21 protein-coding genes are annotated in these 17989 nt (G+C 35.2%); 3 read left to right on the top strand and 18 right to left on the bottom strand.

Annotated elements, in window-relative coordinates:
• Positions 1–199 (bottom strand): hypothetical protein (locus M5U24_RS06490; RefSeq protein WP_298201904.1); only part of this gene is annotated, 199 nt, incomplete at its 3' end.
• A gap of 625 nt (positions 200–824) precedes the next feature.
• Between M5U24_RS06490 and M5U24_RS06495 the strand changes: the two genes are divergently transcribed.
• A complete protein-coding gene (locus tag M5U24_RS06495; protein ID WP_169703022.1) occupies positions 825–1424 on the top strand; it encodes a hypothetical protein in 600 nt (199 codons plus the stop codon).
• 176 nt (positions 1425–1600) lie between these two features.
• Here the strand turns inward: M5U24_RS06495 and M5U24_RS06500 are convergent, their stop codons facing one another.
• The 4 genes from M5U24_RS06500 to M5U24_RS06515 form a co-directional block, all read right to left on the bottom strand.
• Complete coding sequence (locus M5U24_RS06500; RefSeq protein WP_197705252.1) at positions 1601–2086, bottom strand: pyridoxamine 5'-phosphate oxidase family protein; 486 nt, start codon at positions 2084–2086, stop codon at positions 1601–1603.
• Between the two features lie 224 nt (positions 2087–2310).
• Positions 2311–2511 carry a type II toxin-antitoxin system HicB family antitoxin gene (locus M5U24_RS06505; protein ID WP_099326654.1) on the bottom strand — a complete coding sequence of 67 codons (201 nt, stop codon included), beginning with the start codon at positions 2509–2511 and terminating at the stop codon, positions 2311–2313.
• A 19-nt stretch (positions 2512–2530) separates the two neighbouring features.
• Entirely contained in the window at positions 2531–2683 is a 153-nt protein-coding gene (locus M5U24_RS06510; protein ID WP_172953499.1) for a hypothetical protein, read from the bottom strand.
• Entirely contained in the window at positions 2670–2873 is a 204-nt protein-coding gene (locus M5U24_RS06515; RefSeq protein WP_099326653.1) for a hypothetical protein, read from the bottom strand. The genes M5U24_RS06510 and M5U24_RS06515 overlap by 14 nt, the downstream gene beginning before the upstream one ends.
• Before the next feature lie 147 nt (positions 2874–3020).
• Between M5U24_RS06515 and M5U24_RS06520 the strand changes: the two genes are divergently transcribed.
• Entirely contained in the window at positions 3021–3206 is a 186-nt protein-coding gene (locus tag M5U24_RS06520) for a helix-turn-helix domain-containing protein (protein WP_099326652.1), read from the top strand.
• A gap of 112 nt (positions 3207–3318) precedes the next feature.
• On the opposite strand, the gene M5U24_RS06525 is transcribed toward M5U24_RS06520, so the two are convergent.
• The 12 genes from M5U24_RS06525 to M5U24_RS06580 all read right to left on the bottom strand — a co-directional run bounded on the left by M5U24_RS06525 (position 3319) and on the right by M5U24_RS06580 (position 14887).
• Positions 3319–3615: a DUF5647 family protein gene (locus M5U24_RS06525; protein ID WP_099326651.1), complete on the bottom strand. Its 297-nt coding sequence runs from the start codon at positions 3613–3615 to the stop codon at positions 3319–3321.
• A 131-nt stretch (positions 3616–3746) separates the two neighbouring features.
• Positions 3747–4784, bottom strand: a complete 1038-nt coding sequence (locus tag M5U24_RS06530) for an IS630 family transposase (RefSeq protein ID WP_099326120.1) — start codon at positions 4782–4784, stop codon at positions 3747–3749.
• A gap of 562 nt (positions 4785–5346) precedes the next feature.
• On the bottom strand, positions 5347–5829 hold the full coding sequence (locus tag M5U24_RS06535; RefSeq protein WP_099326650.1) for a PIN domain-containing protein: 483 nt from the start codon (positions 5827–5829) through the stop codon (positions 5347–5349).
• Positions 5830–6081: 252 nt separating this feature from the next.
• Positions 6082–6357, bottom strand: a complete 276-nt coding sequence (locus M5U24_RS06540; protein WP_099326649.1) for a hypothetical protein — start codon at positions 6355–6357, stop codon at positions 6082–6084.
• 332 nt (positions 6358–6689) lie between these two features.
• Positions 6690–6959 carry a DUF2442 domain-containing protein gene (locus M5U24_RS06545; RefSeq protein ID WP_099326648.1) on the bottom strand — a complete coding sequence of 90 codons (270 nt, stop codon included), beginning with the start codon at positions 6957–6959 and terminating at the stop codon, positions 6690–6692.
• 412 nt (positions 6960–7371) lie between these two features.
• A complete protein-coding gene (locus M5U24_RS06550) occupies positions 7372–7881 on the bottom strand; it encodes a hypothetical protein (protein WP_099326646.1) in 510 nt (169 codons plus the stop codon).
• A gap of 53 nt (positions 7882–7934) precedes the next feature.
• Complete coding sequence (locus M5U24_RS06555) at positions 7935–8510, bottom strand: hypothetical protein (protein ID WP_099326645.1); 576 nt, start codon at positions 8508–8510, stop codon at positions 7935–7937.
• A 1-nt stretch (position 8511) separates the two neighbouring features.
• Positions 8512–9078, bottom strand: coding sequence for a hypothetical protein (locus M5U24_RS06560; protein ID WP_099326644.1), 567 nt, complete (start codon positions 9076–9078; stop codon positions 8512–8514).
• Positions 9079–9098: 20 nt separating this feature from the next.
• The gene (locus M5U24_RS06565) at positions 9099–12242 is read right to left on the bottom strand and encodes a DUF87 domain-containing protein (RefSeq protein ID WP_099326643.1); all 3144 of its coding nucleotides are present in this window, start codon (positions 12240–12242) and stop codon (positions 9099–9101) included.
• Entirely contained in the window at positions 12239–12538 is a 300-nt protein-coding gene (locus M5U24_RS06570; RefSeq protein ID WP_298201909.1) for a hypothetical protein, read from the bottom strand. Before M5U24_RS06570 ends, M5U24_RS06565 begins: the two co-directional genes overlap by 4 nt.
• Entirely contained in the window at positions 12511–12888 is a 378-nt protein-coding gene (locus M5U24_RS06575; protein ID WP_298201911.1) for a hypothetical protein, read from the bottom strand. The genes M5U24_RS06570 and M5U24_RS06575 overlap by 28 nt, the downstream gene beginning before the upstream one ends.
• A gap of 97 nt (positions 12889–12985) precedes the next feature.
• Positions 12986–14887: a dynamin family protein gene (locus tag M5U24_RS06580; protein ID WP_298201914.1), complete on the bottom strand. Its 1902-nt coding sequence runs from the start codon at positions 14885–14887 to the stop codon at positions 12986–12988.
• Positions 14888–15210: 323 nt separating this feature from the next.
• Between M5U24_RS06580 and M5U24_RS06585 the strand changes: the two genes are divergently transcribed.
• Positions 15211–16947 (top strand): IS1634 family transposase, encoded by a 1737-nt coding sequence (locus M5U24_RS06585; protein ID WP_099323573.1) that lies wholly within the window; start codon positions 15211–15213, stop codon positions 16945–16947.
• Positions 16948–17158: 211 nt separating this feature from the next.
• Here the strand turns inward: M5U24_RS06585 and M5U24_RS06590 are convergent, their stop codons facing one another.
• Positions 17159–17890 carry an EcsC family protein gene (locus M5U24_RS06590; protein ID WP_099326640.1) on the bottom strand — a complete coding sequence of 244 codons (732 nt, stop codon included), beginning with the start codon at positions 17888–17890 and terminating at the stop codon, positions 17159–17161.
• Between the last annotated feature and the right edge of the window lie 99 nt (positions 17891–17989).

Below are 17989 nucleotides of genomic sequence, written 5' to 3' on the forward strand. Positions count from 1 at the left end.
TACCCTCGGTTTGGTAAGTTATTTTTGTAAAATATTTTGTCAATCCCAGGTCAGAGGCGTCTGTTATTCCAAAATTCCAACCTATATCAACCGGTTCAATGCCAAATTCATTAAATTTATCTAATAATTTGTTCTTCATCTGTACGGGAATATTATCCTGATCCCTCAATGATATGCTAAATACAACCTTTTTTTTCACATGTCCCTCCATAAAAAAACCATTTTCCCAGTAAAATGTAAACGTCATTAGTCAGACGCATCCGTATTAAGTTACGATTGCCCGTCCAGTGATTATTAAAACCAGATTACAGACTGTAGTATAGTAACCGTAGTGCATCAGTAAATCAAGATCCGGCAACGTATATTATAAATAATACCTTTGGCGATAACTATGCAATACCTATGTAATATAATCTATTATATACTCAAGAAGTTCACAAAATGTGATTTCACAAATGCTATAACTATTTATGTCAACAAAAGTTAAATTTAATTTAGAAATCTCTAACAGAATAATTGCATCAACTATTACATCGTTTCGTTAAGACGAAGCAATCTCTTGTTTCCAAAAGACTTAAGATTGCTTCGCTGTCGCTCACAATGACGGTATCAATGTAGATATTTTAATAAAACGCTATACTAGTTTTCATCTTTTTCCATACCGTGGAAATATAATAAGTTATGATCATATATGCATTAGGGGATAAAATATTTATTGAATATTAATAGCAAATATGAGATATTACTTCCTGTATGTGTGTATCTTTCGTATTGGCATGCTATTACGTAAAATAGATATTAATTTTTACTTTGGAGGATGATTTATGTCGGCAATATTAAAAGAAAACGTTTTGCAGGAAAAAAGTAGGAAGAATGGCAGTAAAGGTAAAGTAGAAAAGATTATGGATACTATCATTAAAAAACCAACTACAAAAACTGTTGTAAAAGAAGTTACAGAAAAAGAACAAGACTCCGTACCTAAAAGCACTGTAATTAGAAAATATATATTTAGTAATGAAATATTAATCGAAGGTGAAAACATTGACGACCTTAATGATTTGAGAGCTATTATAGACAAGGAGTTTAAACCTTCAAACGAAATTGAGTCGTTTTTCGCTGACAGGATAGTTTCTAGTATATGGCGGATGAAAAGATGTCTAAATATAGAGAAGCAGATTATTGAACATGCCTCTTCCGGTATTCAGGAATATGAACAGGGATTTTTCACATCTAAGAAGAGAACAAAAAATGAATTGCAACAATTAAAGGCATTAAAAATTATTGAAGAAAAAGATAAGATGAGCGAAATAATGAAATATGAATCATCTCTGGAAAGGCAATTCTATCTTGCATTGCGTGAATTGCGCAAAGCAAAAAGGATAGACACAAAACAGACAACCAAAACACAGAAAAAGACAAAGTAAGTGGAATTTGTTTAAATAGGTGCGAATATGCCATAAGAACGTAGTTTCGACTTAAATCCATTATAAACACAACATAATATACATTATCAGACGTTGTAATTTTGTGGTGATATATCTTTCTATTCTTACAGCCACTTACTGTTTTATAAATATGGATGTTAGATAATGCCCCTTTTTTAATCTGTTCTGGGGTATTTTCCAGATGTGCAAGAAGTATGTCCATGCCATAGACCTTTTCCCACCAAACACATTTTTCCCCATACTACAAGTGAACGATATGCATGCGCACATTCATTAATTATATAACCTTTATCATCTATTATTGTTGCGCATACACTGCTATTTTCTCTTAGAAATTCGTATTTTAATCCCTTTAATGCACTGTGTAGATAAAAAGCGTTTTTTGTTTTATCAAAACCATAGCTCAAGGTGACGATGTAGGGCTCGTTTTTCCTGCACATTGCTATAGTGATGTATTTCCCCTTCTTTATAATATCGAGTATTTCATCAAACTCCTTTATTTCTCGTTCTTTCTTTTGTAAATGATATCGGCGCATAATTAATATAGGGACACTTCCCTTAAAAAATGTCATTGCGAGGAGTGGAGCGACGAAGCAATCTCTTGTTCCCAAAAGACTTAAGATTGCTTCGCTGTCGCTCACAATGACGGTATCAATGTAGATATTTTGTAACTATTCAGCGAAAATAATTTAGAATTTACTTGACAGCAGAAATGTTATAAAAAAGCAATTTACTTGGTAGTGTTTGTATATGTTTGTAAAGGCGTTAAAAACAGGCAACAAGATGCCGTGCATAGAGACGTGTGTGGGGTCTTTGTTCAGTGATAGAATTTCGAGTTCCAATCTCTGACTCTGTTTTGCCTTTTTTACAAGGCATTTACAAGATCTTCTTTTAATACCACCTTTATTTTAGGCTTTTTGATTTCCAGTATAAGCTCAATAACCTCTTTTATATTATGAATGGCCTCCTCTATTGTTTTCCCCTGAGTAAAACAATTTGAGTGTTCCTTGCACTGTGCAATGTAAAACTTTTCCCCCTTGGCTATGGTAACGGTAAATGTTTGCATTGGTATACCTATTTTTTAGTTAAGTGGTATATTCCTGTGTTGTTATTCTTGCTATGAGAATATCTTGATCCCCCGAATCGTATAAAATAAGGGCAGGCATTTTAGAAATGTCCTGCAAGTCAGTATGGGGAAATCTCACAAGAATAATTTCGCCAAAGTTATAGGTTGTCATATATGGCATCCTTTTCCGAGTAACCTTTCAGAAACTGTGACATCGCAAAGTTATTCCACGCTGTTTCCTCATCATCAAGCAAAAGCATGATTCTTACCTTTGAATCAGGTTTCAGTTTATCCTTAAGACCTTTTGGAATAGACAAATGCCCATCAGGCAAAACCTCTGCATAATATTCATAAGCTTTCATGTTTTACACTCCTTAAATTTGATGATTAAAATAACATTTTCCCGCTCCGCAAATTGGCAATTATTCGCTCAATGCGTTTTTCTGCTCTTTGTCGTAAAAGACTAATGCAATCCAATACCTCGTTTTTTAAATGATTAAGCTGTGTGCATGTCAAGAATTCTTCTTCTTGATTCAGGATGGAGTTATGAAGAAGTAGCAGAGGCGCTCTTGTTAGACGATCAAACAATCAGGAATTACGAAAAACTATACAAAGATAAAGGTTCTGACGGGCTTTTATCTGACAATTATGTTGGCTGTGTACCAAAACTCACCTGCGAACAAAAGGTGGAGTAGGACAAGGTGAAATCCAGCGACAACCATTTGCGATATTTTACAAACGTTAAGAGTTGGGTTGGGTTGGGTTTCGCTTTGCTTTCTCTTCGAGTCGTACATCATCCAACCTGGTTTAATATTTAAGATGCGACCCCAAGTCTCCTCCTATTTCTACTCCAACTAATCTCGATTGAACCTTTGGAGATAACTGCTTTACTTTCACATAGGTAACTTTTCCTCCTCCGGCCTCGATCTCTTTTGCCATAGTGAGATTAAATTTTTTAAGCTCAGGGTCGAATTCTGGCAGAAATATAATTACTTTTTCTTCTGTTAAAAGTTCATCCATCTCAGGATGGTCTAAAATATATTTACTAAACTCTGTGCTTAATCCAGAGTTCCTCATAAAAAAATCCTTACTTTTTCCCTTCATACTCTGTACCTCCTAAGAAGGTTTGTTTATACAGTTTCCAATTCGATTTAATATCGTACTCAGCAAAAGTCAATGCCTCATTATAATCTTTGACAAATATAGGTGTTTTTTGCTTATTATAGTCAAACAAATCAGATTTTCGAAATTTGCTCGCCAATAATTTGAAAATTTTCAGTTAAAAGAGTAGACAATTCATCTGTATACTCGTTAATATTTTTGAAAAAACTTAAACATTTGTTTTTAAACTTCTCATAAGTATCATAATACTTGTTATACAATATTTTTTTGCGAAAGAATTTCCATAATCTTTCAATGAGATTTAAATTGGGTGAATAGGAAGGGAGAAATTTGATCTTTATTCTCGAATTTGCAAGGTATTCTTTGACCAACTTAGACCTGTAATATTTAGCATTATCAGAGATTATGTAAATAGTACCGGCTTGAGCATACCTTGACTCTATTTCATGGAAAAGCTTTATTGTTGATTGAGCATTGATGCTTTCATCTTCCCGGATTGTTACTTCAAAGGTTTCTATGTCAATAGCCCCGTTTAAATTTATTCTTTTCCTGCCGGTATTAGAGGGTATTTCCTTCTTTTTGCCTTTCTCTATCCAGCAATATGCAGACGTAGAATTGTGCTGTGGATGAACTCCATCCATAAAAAGTATCTTATCTCCAGGGGCTTTCTCTTCTTTGAGTTGTTTGTAGTTTTCGATAAATTCTTTTTGTTTTTCAGGGTTTGCTTTGCCTGGAACTATTGTAGTTTTCTTGTAAGTAAAGCCTAATCTATCGAGGGTATGTACCATTCCTTCGGGTGTATAGATTTTATTGAATGTCTGTTTTACATATTCAACAATTTCTTTTGCCGCGCTATAGTTGTTTTTCCTGATATGATCTTTTAATTGTTCTTCTTGTTCGCAAGTGAGTTTTGGCATACAGCCAACATAATTGTCAGATAAAAGCCCGTCGAAACCTTTATCTTTGTATAGTTTTTCGTAATTCCTGATTGTTTGATCGTCTAACAAGAGCGCTTCTGCTACTTCTTCATAACTCCATCCTGAATCAAGAAGAAGTATAGCTTTGATTCGGTCGGCATGACGTCTATGAGGCTCTTTCTTATGTGCTTTTTTAAATTCTATTCGGGTTTTTTCACTGAGAAATGGATTCATGCAGAATTTAATACTCTAGAAACAATTCAAATGCAAGAAAAAAACAGATTTTTATAAAAATAAATGCTTTTTACTATACCTTCTTTGTCTAATAAATCGCGATGGGCGAAACCGTGTTCTGTATCATATCTCACCACAGGCAGCCACTTGCCTTAAAATTTGGTTTCGTATTGTACAGCAAAACGGATAACTTGTCTTTTGAATCTAATATGACAATGACGATATCTGTCTTCCGACGTTAACATTACGATAAATTTTATCTCTTTGATACTGGTCATGTCTACCCCAGATTCATCTTTTTATCATTTTACCACAAGCAATTTTCTTAATACGTATATCCGATATACATTTTTTGTTAAATAAGTCGTGTTGAGTTGAGTTGAGCGAAGCGAAACCCAACGATTCAAATTATTCAGGCCAACCTGCGAAACTCGTTACATCAAAAAGAAAGTCCCAGTTTCACTGCCGTTCGCGACATTTAACCGTTGGGTTTTGTGCCTCAAGCCCAACCTTGCTGGGTACGCCAATAATAGAGATTTGACCCCTCAGGTCATCTTCTCCTTTAACTCCAATTGACATACCTTAAATGATTGAAATTTATTGTATCAATATTTTTTACCTGCATAAAACTAACAAGTGGCCAATCATCTGACAAAACAAGGTATTCCCCTTTCACTAAATTTATAATACCAGAATCCGTAAGACCGTACTTTTTAAAATGTTCTAATTTACTGATATGGCGACTGGGAGTATAATATTCATCTAACAGTTCAATATGTTTAGCAAATTCTAACTTAAATATCTCTGGTAGCTTTCCACACAAATTGCTTACCTCCGTCAAAATGTTAGGGGTAGTAACTACCTTTTTAAAATACTTAATAAAGGACTCTAATAGTTCAAAATCTTCGATGTTATATTTTTGCGTTCTTTTAAAACATTGAATGGTCGATTGATTATATGTGCCGACAAAAAATAATATAAGGAGATTTGAATCTATCAGCACGCCTTTATTACGATATTTATTAAAAATTTTTATATAATCCATAAATTCAAAACTCCTGAAATGTATTTTTCAGTAAAAAACATCCAAGTCTAACAATTATAGTTAGATATGTGATAGACAGAAAGAAGTCGTTTCCTTGCTGATTGGAAAATGATGTGATCCCTATTTTCATAAAAAAGGAGTATTGTCCGCCGAATCTGCTTGTGTGGTGCATACATACAGGAAAATAAGCAACATGGATACGTGTGAGCGACTGCACTTCTTGCAATTTGGCATCAAACAGAATTCCACGGATCAGAAGTTCTGAATTTGGTCAGGTTTTCTAATTTGCATTGATAAGACTTTGCCTGATTCAACATCTATCTTGAAACGCTTATATTCTCTCCCTGTCTTTCTAAGAGGAAGTGTGACAGAAAAAGGTTTGTCTATATCGTAACCAAGTGTTATATACCAATATTTACCATCTCCCGAGACCTCTACCTCTTCAAGGGTTAAATTACTATACTTATTTTCAAATAAAGTCGTGAAATATTCTATAGCTAATTTGCTGGCTTGTTTTACATCTATCATTTGAGACTCCTTTTACCAAAAGATTCTTATAAAAGTAAATTATAGGTACACATCCCTAAAAAATATGGGATGTGTACCCTAATTCCCCTCAGTTTTGCCCCCCAGTCCTGTGTTGCAGGTTTATCTTATTTTTTAAAAGTATCCTCGGCATCGGGTAAAAACGTTATTTTATGCATAGTTCTTCCCAGAGGAATTTCCAGTCTTTTCCTTTTCCCTGCATATCATCCTGTCTTGCTTTGCGCATTCTTTTTCTTTATACACCTTCAGAATTAAAACCATCTGCAATCAGAATTCCGCCGTCCGAAATCCTGTCTGCCTGACGGAATACCCTGTTATTTTACCGTAGTTTCTTTTGTTTTCAGCCTTTTCGGTATGTGCTTTATGCCAAGGAGTCCGTCAATTGACAGATCTTCGTCAATAAGCGGCCAATGTATGCCGTACCCGGTAGGGCATATCTCGAAGTATTCTCGCTCTTTCTGTGTTGCTTTTTTCAGCCGTTGCGATATCTCGGCTATCTTAAACGAATGTTGTTTTCCGTCTATCTTCATACGAATTTCATCTGCGGTGATTTCAAGGTTTTCCACTATATGAGCTTTTTCCATTACCATTTCCTTTCTTCAAATTTCTCCCATTGCTCAACGATGTAGTCGAAATGTTCAAAAATAATTTTACGCACGATTCGTTTGTCTTTATTATTCATATTATAACTATGCGCCTCTTCGATTTCAAAAGCTCTTTATCAAGCCAGTATTTGCATCTTTTCTCTGATTTCTGGCAATGCACATGAATAGACTCATTGCTTTCGTTTGCAAAAAAGTAAATCCTCCAACCATTTATGTATAAGATTGTGGGCATTGATTTTATTCTCCTAATCTGAGGAAGACAGAAAATACAAGAATACCGGGTTTTAAATTTCCTGTGATTCTTGCTTTCTCTTCGAGTTGTGCCTCAATCCAACCTGGCTTAATATTTAAGATGCGACCCCAAGTCTCCCCTAAGTCTTTCCTCATATTATCATTTAAAACCAATTTTTCTTACAGTATCTTTTTCTCCTTCAGAGAAAATTTCAAAGTCTTTTTCATAATCTTCTTTAATTTTGTTGAATATAAATTCATAAAATTTTTCAAAATCCTCTGGACTATTCCCATTAATCTCAAATTTTTCCTCAAAAGTATTAATTTTGACAATAAAACGTTCATTAATTTTCTTAAGAAGGATGTGAATTGTTACTATTTCGCGTGGTGTTATTATCTCATGCGATTCATATAAGGTGAGCCCAATCCGAAAATGCCAGAAGGTATCGTCCTCTAAAGTCATTACACCTCTTAGCGATTGAAAAGAATCATTATCAGGTATAACTTGGTCTTTGGGAGAAAAGTACTTTATTTGTTCTTTAGGACATTCAAAATGATCAATCATCCCATTGACTAATTTTTCAGCAAAATTAACACACTCGTTTTTATAATCGAAATATTTTTTTCTTGATAGGCGATATGAATTACACAGTTCTTCAAATTTTGTCATTTTAGACTCCTTTGATTTTATTAATATATGCGCTATATAACGTCATTGATATATTATTCAACTTTAAACTCCGGAGAATCCCAAATAACTTCCATTTCTTTAAATTTATTTCCAGTTCTCTTAATTGCTTCTTTTGCCCCATATTGAGCAAAAAAACCGGCTAATTCTCCAATTTTTGTTGCAGGCAACGCTGTTATGTCCTGTTCATCACTTGAGGTGAGATACAACCTTGTAGGTTTCTTGCCAATTCTTTTTTCAAATTCTTTTTTTTTGATTACTATTCGAATTAATATATCTAGCTCCATATTCTTATCTTCCATTACATCTCTAAGGCATCCCTCAAAAACTGCTACATCAGGACGTTTCTTATAATCAATCATCTTGAGCCAGATCTTATAGCATTTTTGCAAAATCAAATTGCCTTGTTCATTTACCATTTCTGACGTCAAAGAAAAATCACTATCTATTCCGATTTCATATATCTCTCTACCGTATGGTGTTAAAAGGTTATTTTTGTTTAACCATTCCATAATGATTTTAAAATGAGTTTTTGCAGAGTCCAGATCAGTACAATTTTTGCCCTCTGGATAATGCCATTTTACTTTGTCATAAACTTTTATTTTTTTCATTTTAAGCCCTCCGCCAAATTTCGGTTTTTATATTTGATGGAAATATTATTAGTTCACCTGTTTCAGGCAATCTTATATAATTCCCTCCTTGTTCACGAATTCGTTCTTCTTTTGCTAATTGCATTTCCTTTGGAGCTTTTTCAGATGTAACTTCGATAGACTTCATGATTTCTCTATCTGTTCCTATCAAGAAATCAATTCTCCTTGCTTCTCTTGAAACCGTATCCCTGACGATTTTACCTTCTTTATCGCATAGATAGCGTTCTGGGAAAATTTTGTAACCATCTTTTTCAGGATAATTTTCTTTTAATTCACTAAAAACATTTTTCTCTCTGAAATCTCCCATTTCGTAATTAATCTCAACTTGCGTTTTGTATTCTTTGAGTCTTTGAGAAAATGCCTCATCTTGTGCCTCTAAAGACTCCAGAGAATTGTTTTTAATAATATCCAATTGCTCGCTGAGTACAGACTCTTTTAAACCTGTTTCTGTAGCCTCCTTTGGAATTTCTCTAACCGCCATTTCTTTGGCAGCATGTGCCATAGCACTTGCTGAAATAGGTTCCATCATTAATTGGTCCTCCGATTTTATTATTGCATTACATGATATAGAATCGCATTACATATTGAATTATCTACTATAAGAAAATAGTCTTTTATAATCCTCTCCAAGACGAAACTATCAAAATGATTTAGTTTTTTGTCAATATGATATTTGCGTACCAATTTTGTAATAATTTCACAAATACCTTCTTTCGTATTTTTTACATTCCAATAATTGGCTATTAACTCTTTTAGCCTTTCTAACGAGTCATGTTTTTCCTCTTTAATTAATTCTTTTGCAATACTTATCAGCCCCGTTGGAAACTTCCATCCAATACAGTAAACTCCACGTGAAAATATTTCAGTGATTTGATGGACGATAAAATGTTGTATTGTATCTGTACCAAAATAGTTGATATAGTTGTTCTCCACACAAAGCTTTTTTAATTCACCTTGAACTTTCGCAAGAAGATGATTAAATTCATCATCGTTTAAAGTAAGAAGAGAATTTAAAAATTTAAAAACAATTTCTTTACCCGCCTTACCAACGCAAGACTTAAAGTCATTTAATTCCAGATAAATATCTTGCGGTAATAACTGTTTATTCTGTGCTAAACTTTTCACATTTTCATTACTTACTTGCCATGAATCATCTGAATAATTAATTTCTACCTCAATGGGTTTGTCCATTCCTTCTTTGTGACATAAGGCATGTCCTGTCTTTAATGAACCTAAATAAAGTGCATCTTCATCCGATTGGTTCAATGAACCTGCCAGTAATGTTTGATCGTCTTTTGAAACCAACCGGTGGACTATTTTAGTGTTAGTGTTTTTTATAACATCAGGCGCTATTTTTGTAGGTATTTGTTCTACAACAATAACTCCCTGGCCCAGAGCGCGCATTTCCGCTATGACATTGCAAAATGTTTCAACAGCTTTGCCTTTTGGGTTGCCAACCATTTCCATTTGGCGTTCAGTGTTTACATTCTTTAATAATCTATGCGCCTCCTCTATAATCAACAGATGTTCCAGCCCTCTTTTTTTAACAATTGGACTTGTGGCAGGATTTGTTAATTGTCTGTATTCAGTGATAAATACCAGCATTAGCCCAACTAAAAATGCCTTATCATCGTCATCGGACAATGGTTCTAACTCAAAAATTGCGGGGTACGCAAGCAGGTTTTGAATATTCGGAGGCATTAATGTATTAAACATGACACCCTTAGCGCCTACACAAAGGCTCTCCAATCGCGTAATAATGGCAGCTTGTATATTATCTTTCAACTCCCCTCTGTACTTTGATTCGCTCACATAAAGCTCAACTTCTTCTTTCAGGTCATTTAACGTGGGAAAACAAAATTTTGCCTCATCATGTTTATATAATGAAACGTTTTCTTTGTTTCTTAAAGGCTCTCCTTCTTTAAATAGAAAGGGATGAGTGCCTTTCGTTAAATTCCATCCCTTCTTTTGATAAATAGTGTGTAAACATTTTTCTACAATATGAGGCATAGGACCATACATTGAAAAGCTTGCATTAAAAATGGCTTTCAAGTAGTCAATATGGGTAGTTGGAGAGACACCAGGGATTATATAAAATGGATTAAATTGAATAGGAGAAACTGTCGTATCTCCGATGGTATATATTCTGAGGATATTTTTAAATTTTCTATTTCTTAGGAGTTGTCGGTAATCTCTTTTCGCGGATTCAAGAAGTAAAAAGGGCACGTCAATATTTTTAATTAATTGCCTTGCCGTGTTTGATTTTCCACTACCAGTTAATCCACAAATAAATATGTGTTTGGAAAAGTCTTTCTGTGTGATATTAAATGATGAGGCAGGTATTGGTTTCCCAAAGTCACATATTTTGCCAATTTCAATATGCTGTTGTGCAGTATCTAGTTGTGTATCTGTCATGCTAAGATTTGGAATCCTTCTTATCTCATAGCCAGGCAGTGATTCAATGGGCGGAGAAGCAATTTGTGCCAGTTCTTCGCTTGTAATATAGGAACACAAACTTTTTGGGAATATCTGACTGATATTGTCAACCTTTGGTATTAAGAGAATCTTGTTTTTGTCAATAGAGGCAAAGATAGATTGTGCAGGGAAATTTTCATCTGTTGGTTTTCCCAATTCCCCCAAAAAGCTGCCTGCCAGCTTGTCTCTCCCTTCTGTAGTTGCAGTAGCAAATGTAATTGACGTTTCCCAGAAACCTACATTCATACCTTTTTTTAGCCTTTTTAGGTAATTATCTGATATTTGTTCTAACTCTTTTGCCATACCATCTTGAATTTCTTTATTCAACGTTTGTCCCCAGTGTTCTTCAAAACTTTTTCCAGTTTGTTCGCATCCTGATTTTTGTTTGCTATAACTATAAATTAAACCTGCCCAAAAACCTTCTTCATTATGTGTACTATCCTTGTTGCGCAAAACCTTTACGCTCTCAACAATCTTCGCAATTAAACCTTCAGCAAGTGTTTTACTTTCTGTTATCGTCTCAGACTTTTGCTCGCCTCTACTTCCTCCACCTTCCGAACCTTTCGTTTGAACAGCAAATTGGTGGCAAACATCTCTTGCCTTTAATACATTTAAAAACTGTTGGGATAATTCATCTGGTAAAATAGGCTTTGAAATAATTGCCAGAACAAATTCTTCGCCATAGAGACTACGAATTACAGAGGAGATATTGAAATGTTGCTTTTCATCCTCAATTTTTATGGTAGGGATTCCAGAAATGATACCGCCATATTTTTTATCCGAAATCATATCAGGAAGGTTTATTGTTCGGTCTAGCTTTGTTTTTGAGCCTGGAATGACGCCTTCTACTATACTTTGGAAAACTTCTGGTTTTGTAGTATTTATTCCACTATGGGTGTTGAGTTGGAAACCAATATATACCTGTAATTTGTCTTTTTCTCCCTTGAACACTGTTATGACGCTATTTTGTGATTTGTAGGATGCTGCCAGAATATTGAGAAATCGTTTCCTGATTAATTCCGGTATGTCTTCTCTATTGTTTGCTATTGTAATTTCATAGATTGGAAAGAAATAGATTCCGCCCAAAAAAGGTGTTTCTTCCAATTTGTTATTAATTGTGCTATCAATCGATAGTGGTGACCAAGGAAGTATATTTTCAAACAAACTTTCAATTTCCTTAACCGTTTCTTTATTTTTTACGATTGTTTCTTCCGTCATTGATCTATCCCCCCAAAACCTTCGTTTTTGCAAAACATCTCGAATTCACTAAAAAATTTGTTTGTTAAATGATCAAATTCTTCTATCAACTGTTTCTTCGTTGCACTGAGAAATGATTCAATGTCTTTTTCAAATTGTTCCCGTGCCTTTGGCAGCATTCTTTTGTAAGCAATACCTGCTGTTGTGCCAGATAGTGCGAGGGCAACAATTCCTGCAATTACCTTTGGCCAAAGACCCGAAAAAATAAAGAATGCAATTAAACCACCCGCTAATAATGTACTACCCCGGTAATACAACTGCCCAGAACCCTTGGGTCATGAGAACAAATTAAATTATCTGACTTGAATTGAAATGATCTCTCAATCATTTCTTTAAAACCCTTTTTATAAAAATTATTTCTTGTGTCTATAGGCGCTTTTTTAAGGTAGGTTGCGGCATCATCCAGGAGTAAATTCCGTAGTGTATCAAGAAGTGCATTCGTTCTTGATGCAATCATACCAGACAAACCATCAACGATTTGATTTTTCACCTCGTCAATGCTGTAATTGCCATTAAGATTGTACCTTCTTTTAATATCTGCTTGAAGTTCCGTAAAGGCATTATCAACTACCGAATAAATTTTTTGAGTCCCCGTTTTTAAAATCATTTTAAGGTTTCTCCTTTCCCTGATATGATAGATATTTGATTTTTTACTTCTTTCAGTTTCCCTTTTTCTTCACCTTCTTTATCACTTCCTATATCTTCTAACTTTTTTTTAATTTCTTAATATCTTTTATATGTCGATCATTCGTTTTGCTTTCTTCTAATAGTTCGTTTAGGCTTTTTTTTCTTTCTTCAATAAGGTTGTCAGTCTCTCTTATAACTGATTCGCAATATTTATTGACAATAGGCTTAATATGCTCCTTTTGTAAATTGTCTACTCGTTTCCAATTTTCATCTTTTAATTCTTTTTTTAATTTTTCCAAATATTTTGCATTATTGAATACCTTAATAGTACCAGTTTTAACTTTCTCAAAGTATTCTCTTGTGTGTCGATAAACCCATAAAGTATACCATTTTCTTTCTAACTGTGTCTTTTTCTCATCTTTATAATCATCTCTTTCATCGTAAGAACTTTCCATTGCAGCGGTTTTTAACGTATTTACATTAACGGTTGGAATGGTAATATCATATTTCTCTTTAAATTCGACTTTTTTCTCATTGAAGTAATTTAATACTTCATCAGATATTTCTTCTACCACTTTATCTGTCACTGTCCGTATCATGTTTTCTATATTTTCACACTCTTTGAAAATTTTATCCTCGGAATCCTGTAATAAAATATTGTCTACAGATTCTTTAATTTTTTTGATGTTATCCATATATAAGGCTTGTTCTCCGCCGTATTTATATCCCAATTTTCGTACAAATTCCCCTTTATCATATTCGTATTCTTTAAGGGCATCCATTAGCTCTTTGATTTTTATTTCCAATTTTTGAGGCTCTTCTATTTTCATTCCTTTAAGTTTTATATTTTCTTTTAATATTTCACTTTGAGATTTGTAGCCTTCTTTAATACTTTCTAAAATCTCTTGTAATTGTTGGAGTGGAGCTTGGGTAGAAAACTTTTCAATGATTTCCTCCATTTTGTCAAAATTTGACATCTTTTTTAACTCATCTGAATATTGTTTTTTGTTTTCTTTAAAGGGAATACTTTCAAGGATTTTCAATTTATTATTTATTACAACAATTTTTTCCCTTAATTCTTTTTTTGTATCATTGCTGGCTTTATTTAACTGTTCAGATAGTTCAGTCTTCTGTTTTTTATAAGTATCAATTAATTCGTCTGGAGTTTTATATTTTTCTAATTCAAATTGCAATAATCTGCATAGGCTATCAACACCAATGATTTTTTCTTCAGATATTTCAGATATGTCTTCTCTGATTTCATCTTTTTTTAAATCAAGCTCGTCTTTATCTTGTGCTTTAGTAAAGACCAGAAACAGTGTTTCCTTTGGTCTGTCAGGAATTACTTCTCTGTAAAATTCACGAAAAGATGTGTGTTCTGCCGGTGTTTCAAGCGACCGGACAAATATTATTGCATTCGCTCTATAAATGGATTCCCTGGTTCTTCTTTGTATTCCACCTCTTGCATTTACCCCAGGGCTATCTACTACTACCAAATCGCTGAAAGAGTACTGCAATGGATATACAAAATGGATTTCCACAGGTATTTTTGACTTATCTTTGTATTCTTCTATATAACTTTTTATAAGGCTTTCCTTTCCTGTTAAGGAGGAATATTCCCCTTCTCTTTCTAATGCTTCTATTGGTATCTCTGCTATGTCATTAAGTAAATAGCCATCAATAACAGTAGTCGGTATATCCCTGTATTTTGTGTCCACAGCAGCGATCTTTTTAAGCTCATTATTAAGGTCTTCTTTGTTTTCCGATTCAAAAATAGTTTCTACGTTTTTACCTTCATTATCTTTATTACCCCAGACAACCTTAATATACTTTCTTCCGTTTTCGTCTTCTTTGGGTTTTTCAATTTCAATAATTGCCTTTGTATTTTGCAAGACACCGCTTGGTAACACTTCTTCTTTCAGTAAGGCATTTATAAACGTTGATTTGCCCGCCTTTACTTCACCAACAACGGCTAAAATATATTTGCTATCTTCTAAATTTTTTTCATTGCATGGAAACCAACGTCTTTAGTCTCCGGCCGATCTTTCAAATAAATATCTGCCAAATCTAAAACTGCCTGTTTTTTCTGCTCATAATGTTCTAGCGTGAGTTTATCACGAAATAAGGTGTAAGACAAAGACATCAAGTTGCAATCCAATGATTTGTATCGGGTTGCGACTTTTTTTGTCTAAAAAATTATGTATACACTGAATAATACTATATTTATATTGCATTATATGCCTGTATATACTATTATACACGGAGTATTAATCTATTACGTATACACTAACAACTAATAGCCATGGCTACCATTCAATCTAAAAACTCCAGAGGTTATAAATATTGGTATATTGTCGAATCGCGGCGCGTTAACGGCAAGCCCAGGCCCATCGTCCTGGCCTATCTTGGCAAGGCAGACGATTTATTAAAACAACTGCAAGGTCTTACCGAAAAATTACGGCTCAAATCTTATTCACATGGCGCGGTAGCCGCATTGCTAAGTGTGGCCAATGCCCTGGACGTCCCTTCCGTGATTAATAAATATATAAAGTCGCCACGGCAGTATTGTGCTAAAAAACCTGTTCGAAATAATCTGACCGCCGGAAGTACCCTCTTGTTGGGTGCCGTGGGGAGAGTGTGTGTGCCTACCAGCAAAAGAGGATGGTGGGATTGGGCAAAGACGACTACTGCCGAATACTTACTCAGACACAGCTTGAGTAAAATAGACAGTCAGCATTTCTGGGATTTGATGGATGCACTTCCTGAAGAATCCATTGCAGAAATCGAGCGCGAATTAATTGAAAAGACATTTAAAACATACAACCTTCAAAGCGACACACTGTTTTTTGATACAACCAATTTTTTCACGTATATCGACACAACTAATCTGCGATGCACTATTGCCCGGCGGGGGAAAAACAAACAAAAGCGATACGATCTCAGGCAGGTCGGGTTGGCGATGGTCGTTACACGTAACGACATGATACCGTTGTTTCACCATACCTATCAGGGGAACATGGCGGATGCAAAGGTGTTCAGCGCGGTTCTTGAGACGATAAAAGACAGGATGACCGGATTAGGTTTCGACAGCAAAAAGCACACTATTGTTTTTGATCGTGGAAACAATTCCATGGACAATATGGCTATTGTAGAGAGATTGGCATTGCATTACGTTGGAGCGCTTACACCGTATCATCACAAGCAGTTGGTAGGGGATGCCATGTGTAATTTCAGGGAATATGACGTTGACGGCAGTAAGATACAGGTGTACCATGACAAACGGGTTATTTGGGGGCAGGAAAGAACCGTTGTCGTATTTATTTCCGAGAAATTAAAGGTTGGGCAATTAAGGGGAATGTCTCAGTCTCTGGAAAAGGCAGAACATCAGTTAAAGCTCTTACAGCAGCATCTGTGTAATCCAAAGGGAAAGATGCGGGACAAAGAGGGTCTGGAGGATACGATAAGAAGTGTAGTGAAATGTCAATTTGCGAAGGATGTTATCGATTGGTCGTTAAAAGAGGTATCTGAAGGCAAGTTTCAATTGAATTTTTCAATCGACCAGAAAAAGCTCGAAGAAATAGAAGGGGAACTGGGGTTCAGGATTCTTATGACAGACCATCACGATTGGGATACCGCGGACATTATAAAAGCCTACTATGGGCAATCAAAAATTGAACATGCCTTTAGAAATCTCAAGAACCCCTATCACCTTGCTTTAAAACCGCAATTTCACTGGACGGATCAGAAAATCAGGGTGCATTTTTTTATTTGCGTCCTCGGATACCTAATGGCGGCGATTGTGTGGTATCAGGCAAAAGCGCACGCACAATTTAGTGGAACGTTAGATACCCTGTTAGACACCCTTAATAATATAAGGCTTTCTGCTATGCTTGAAGAAACAAAGGCCAGAGGGAGAGTTAAGGCTACCTACAAATTGGAAGAAATGTCCGACAAGGAATCTCTGTTGATGAATGCGTTAGGCATTATGGATTTCCACAAACATCGGCTGAAACTTCAAGGACTCAGTGTATACAATTGATGTTGTGCTTAACGCATTGACTGTATTTATGTTACGTTGCTTCATGCCTTATTTTGTGATAAACTCACGCTAGCATTTATTAACTCCTCGTATTTACCTAAATTAACCTTGCATTTGCCTTTTACTTGTGGTAGTTGCAATTCAGCGATACAACCAGAAACATAGTTTCGACTTTCTTTAAAACATCCACCATTTTGCTGTTTTTTGGTGGTTACATTTTTTCGTAAACCATTCGGACAATTTCCCCTCCGTATTTATGTTCAAGCCTTCTTATAGTAAAATGCGCCTTGGCGGCATCCTGAAAATGATTTATAAAGAGCGTGTTAATTATTGCTCCACCGGCAGCGCCGATTAACGGTATCGCAACGCTTGCCGCCTTTTCTGTTACAACAATACCGTAACGAGTTGCTATTTTCTCAATAAATTTTACAATTTGCGGGGCAAGCAGCCTTTCTGTTTCCTCGGTAATTGCCTCAACCCCTGCCCTTTGCGCAATGTATTCTGCCGCTTCGGTAAGGAGTTTTGCCAGTGCGCCTCTTACTGCATAATAAGACGATTCATTTACATTTTCAGGTTTTATGTCCGATCCTAAAGCAAAGACGCTTAAACATTCCATGCGGGTTTTATAATCTGTAATATCAAAACCCTGTGACCGCGCATGATCGGCAATGGAACGGAGCATAATGACTGTAGATATTGGCAATTCGAATGGCAGCGCTATCCAAGTGAAAGCACCACCCACTGCGCCAGTAACTATTACAGCAATACGATGCCGCCAATTTGATGGTTTAGTATTTTCCGATGTATTCAGGGTAAACACAGCAGCTTTGAGCGCTCGTTCAAGACTAGCTTTTACTGCTTTTTCAATCACCTTCTGTGCCTTTGCTGGTAATTTACTCATACCAAGTTCTATCGGCTTGCCAATTTTATTGCAAACCTTCATAAAGAACCCCGGATTTTCTAATACCTAAATCCTGCAAACGATTTTCGCAATGCGAAAATCAGTATTTTCCACTACCAAGATTGGCAAAAAGCGATAACA

This window comes from Candidatus Kuenenia sp. (assembly GCF_027493735.1).
Lineage (GTDB): Bacteria > Planctomycetota > Brocadiia > Brocadiales > Brocadiaceae > Kuenenia > Kuenenia stuttgartiensis_A.

Bases quoted from the DNA above. Each gene is read 5' to 3' on its own strand.
- M5U24_RS06495 (WP_169703022.1), top strand. From the start codon at position 825: ATGTCGGCAATATTAAAAGAAAACGTTTTGCAGGAAAAAAGTAGGAAG.
- M5U24_RS06505 (WP_099326654.1), bottom strand. From the start codon at position 2,511: ATGCAAACATTTACCGTTACCATAGCCAAGGGGGAAAAGTTTTACATT.
- M5U24_RS06510 (WP_172953499.1), bottom strand. From the start codon at position 2,683: ATGACAACCTATAACTTTGGCGAAATTATTCTTGTGAGATTTCCCCAT.
- M5U24_RS06515 (WP_099326653.1), bottom strand. From the start codon at position 2,873: ATGAAAGCTTATGAATATTATGCAGAGGTTTTGCCTGATGGGCATTTG.
- M5U24_RS06520 (WP_099326652.1), top strand. From the start codon at position 3,021: ATGTCAAGAATTCTTCTTCTTGATTCAGGATGGAGTTATGAAGAAGTA.
- M5U24_RS06525 (WP_099326651.1), bottom strand. From the start codon at position 3,615: ATGAAGGGAAAAAGTAAGGATTTTTTTATGAGGAACTCTGGATTAAGC.
- M5U24_RS06530 (WP_099326120.1), bottom strand. From the start codon at position 4,784: ATGAATCCATTTCTCAGTGAAAAAACCCGAATAGAATTTAAAAAAGCA.
- M5U24_RS06535 (WP_099326650.1), bottom strand. From the start codon at position 5,829: ATGGATTATATAAAAATTTTTAATAAATATCGTAATAAAGGCGTGCTG.
- M5U24_RS06540 (WP_099326649.1), bottom strand. From the start codon at position 6,357: ATGATAGATGTAAAACAAGCCAGCAAATTAGCTATAGAATATTTCACG.
- M5U24_RS06545 (WP_099326648.1), bottom strand. From the start codon at position 6,959: ATGGAAAAAGCTCATATAGTGGAAAACCTTGAAATCACCGCAGATGAA.
- M5U24_RS06550 (WP_099326646.1), bottom strand. From the start codon at position 7,881: ATGACAAAATTTGAAGAACTGTGTAATTCATATCGCCTATCAAGAAAA.
- M5U24_RS06555 (WP_099326645.1), bottom strand. From the start codon at position 8,510: ATGAAAAAAATAAAAGTTTATGACAAAGTAAAATGGCATTATCCAGAG.
- M5U24_RS06560 (WP_099326644.1), bottom strand. From the start codon at position 9,078: ATGATGGAACCTATTTCAGCAAGTGCTATGGCACATGCTGCCAAAGAA.
- M5U24_RS06565 (WP_099326643.1), bottom strand. From the start codon at position 12,242: ATGACGGAAGAAACAATCGTAAAAAATAAAGAAACGGTTAAGGAAATT.
- M5U24_RS06575 (WP_298201911.1), bottom strand. From the start codon at position 12,888: ATGATTTTAAAAACGGGGACTCAAAAAATTTATTCGGTAGTTGATAAT.
- M5U24_RS06585 (WP_099323573.1), top strand. From the start codon at position 15,211: ATGGCTACCATTCAATCTAAAAACTCCAGAGGTTATAAATATTGGTAT.
- M5U24_RS06590 (WP_099326640.1), bottom strand. From the start codon at position 17,890: ATGAAGGTTTGCAATAAAATTGGCAAGCCGATAGAACTTGGTATGAGT.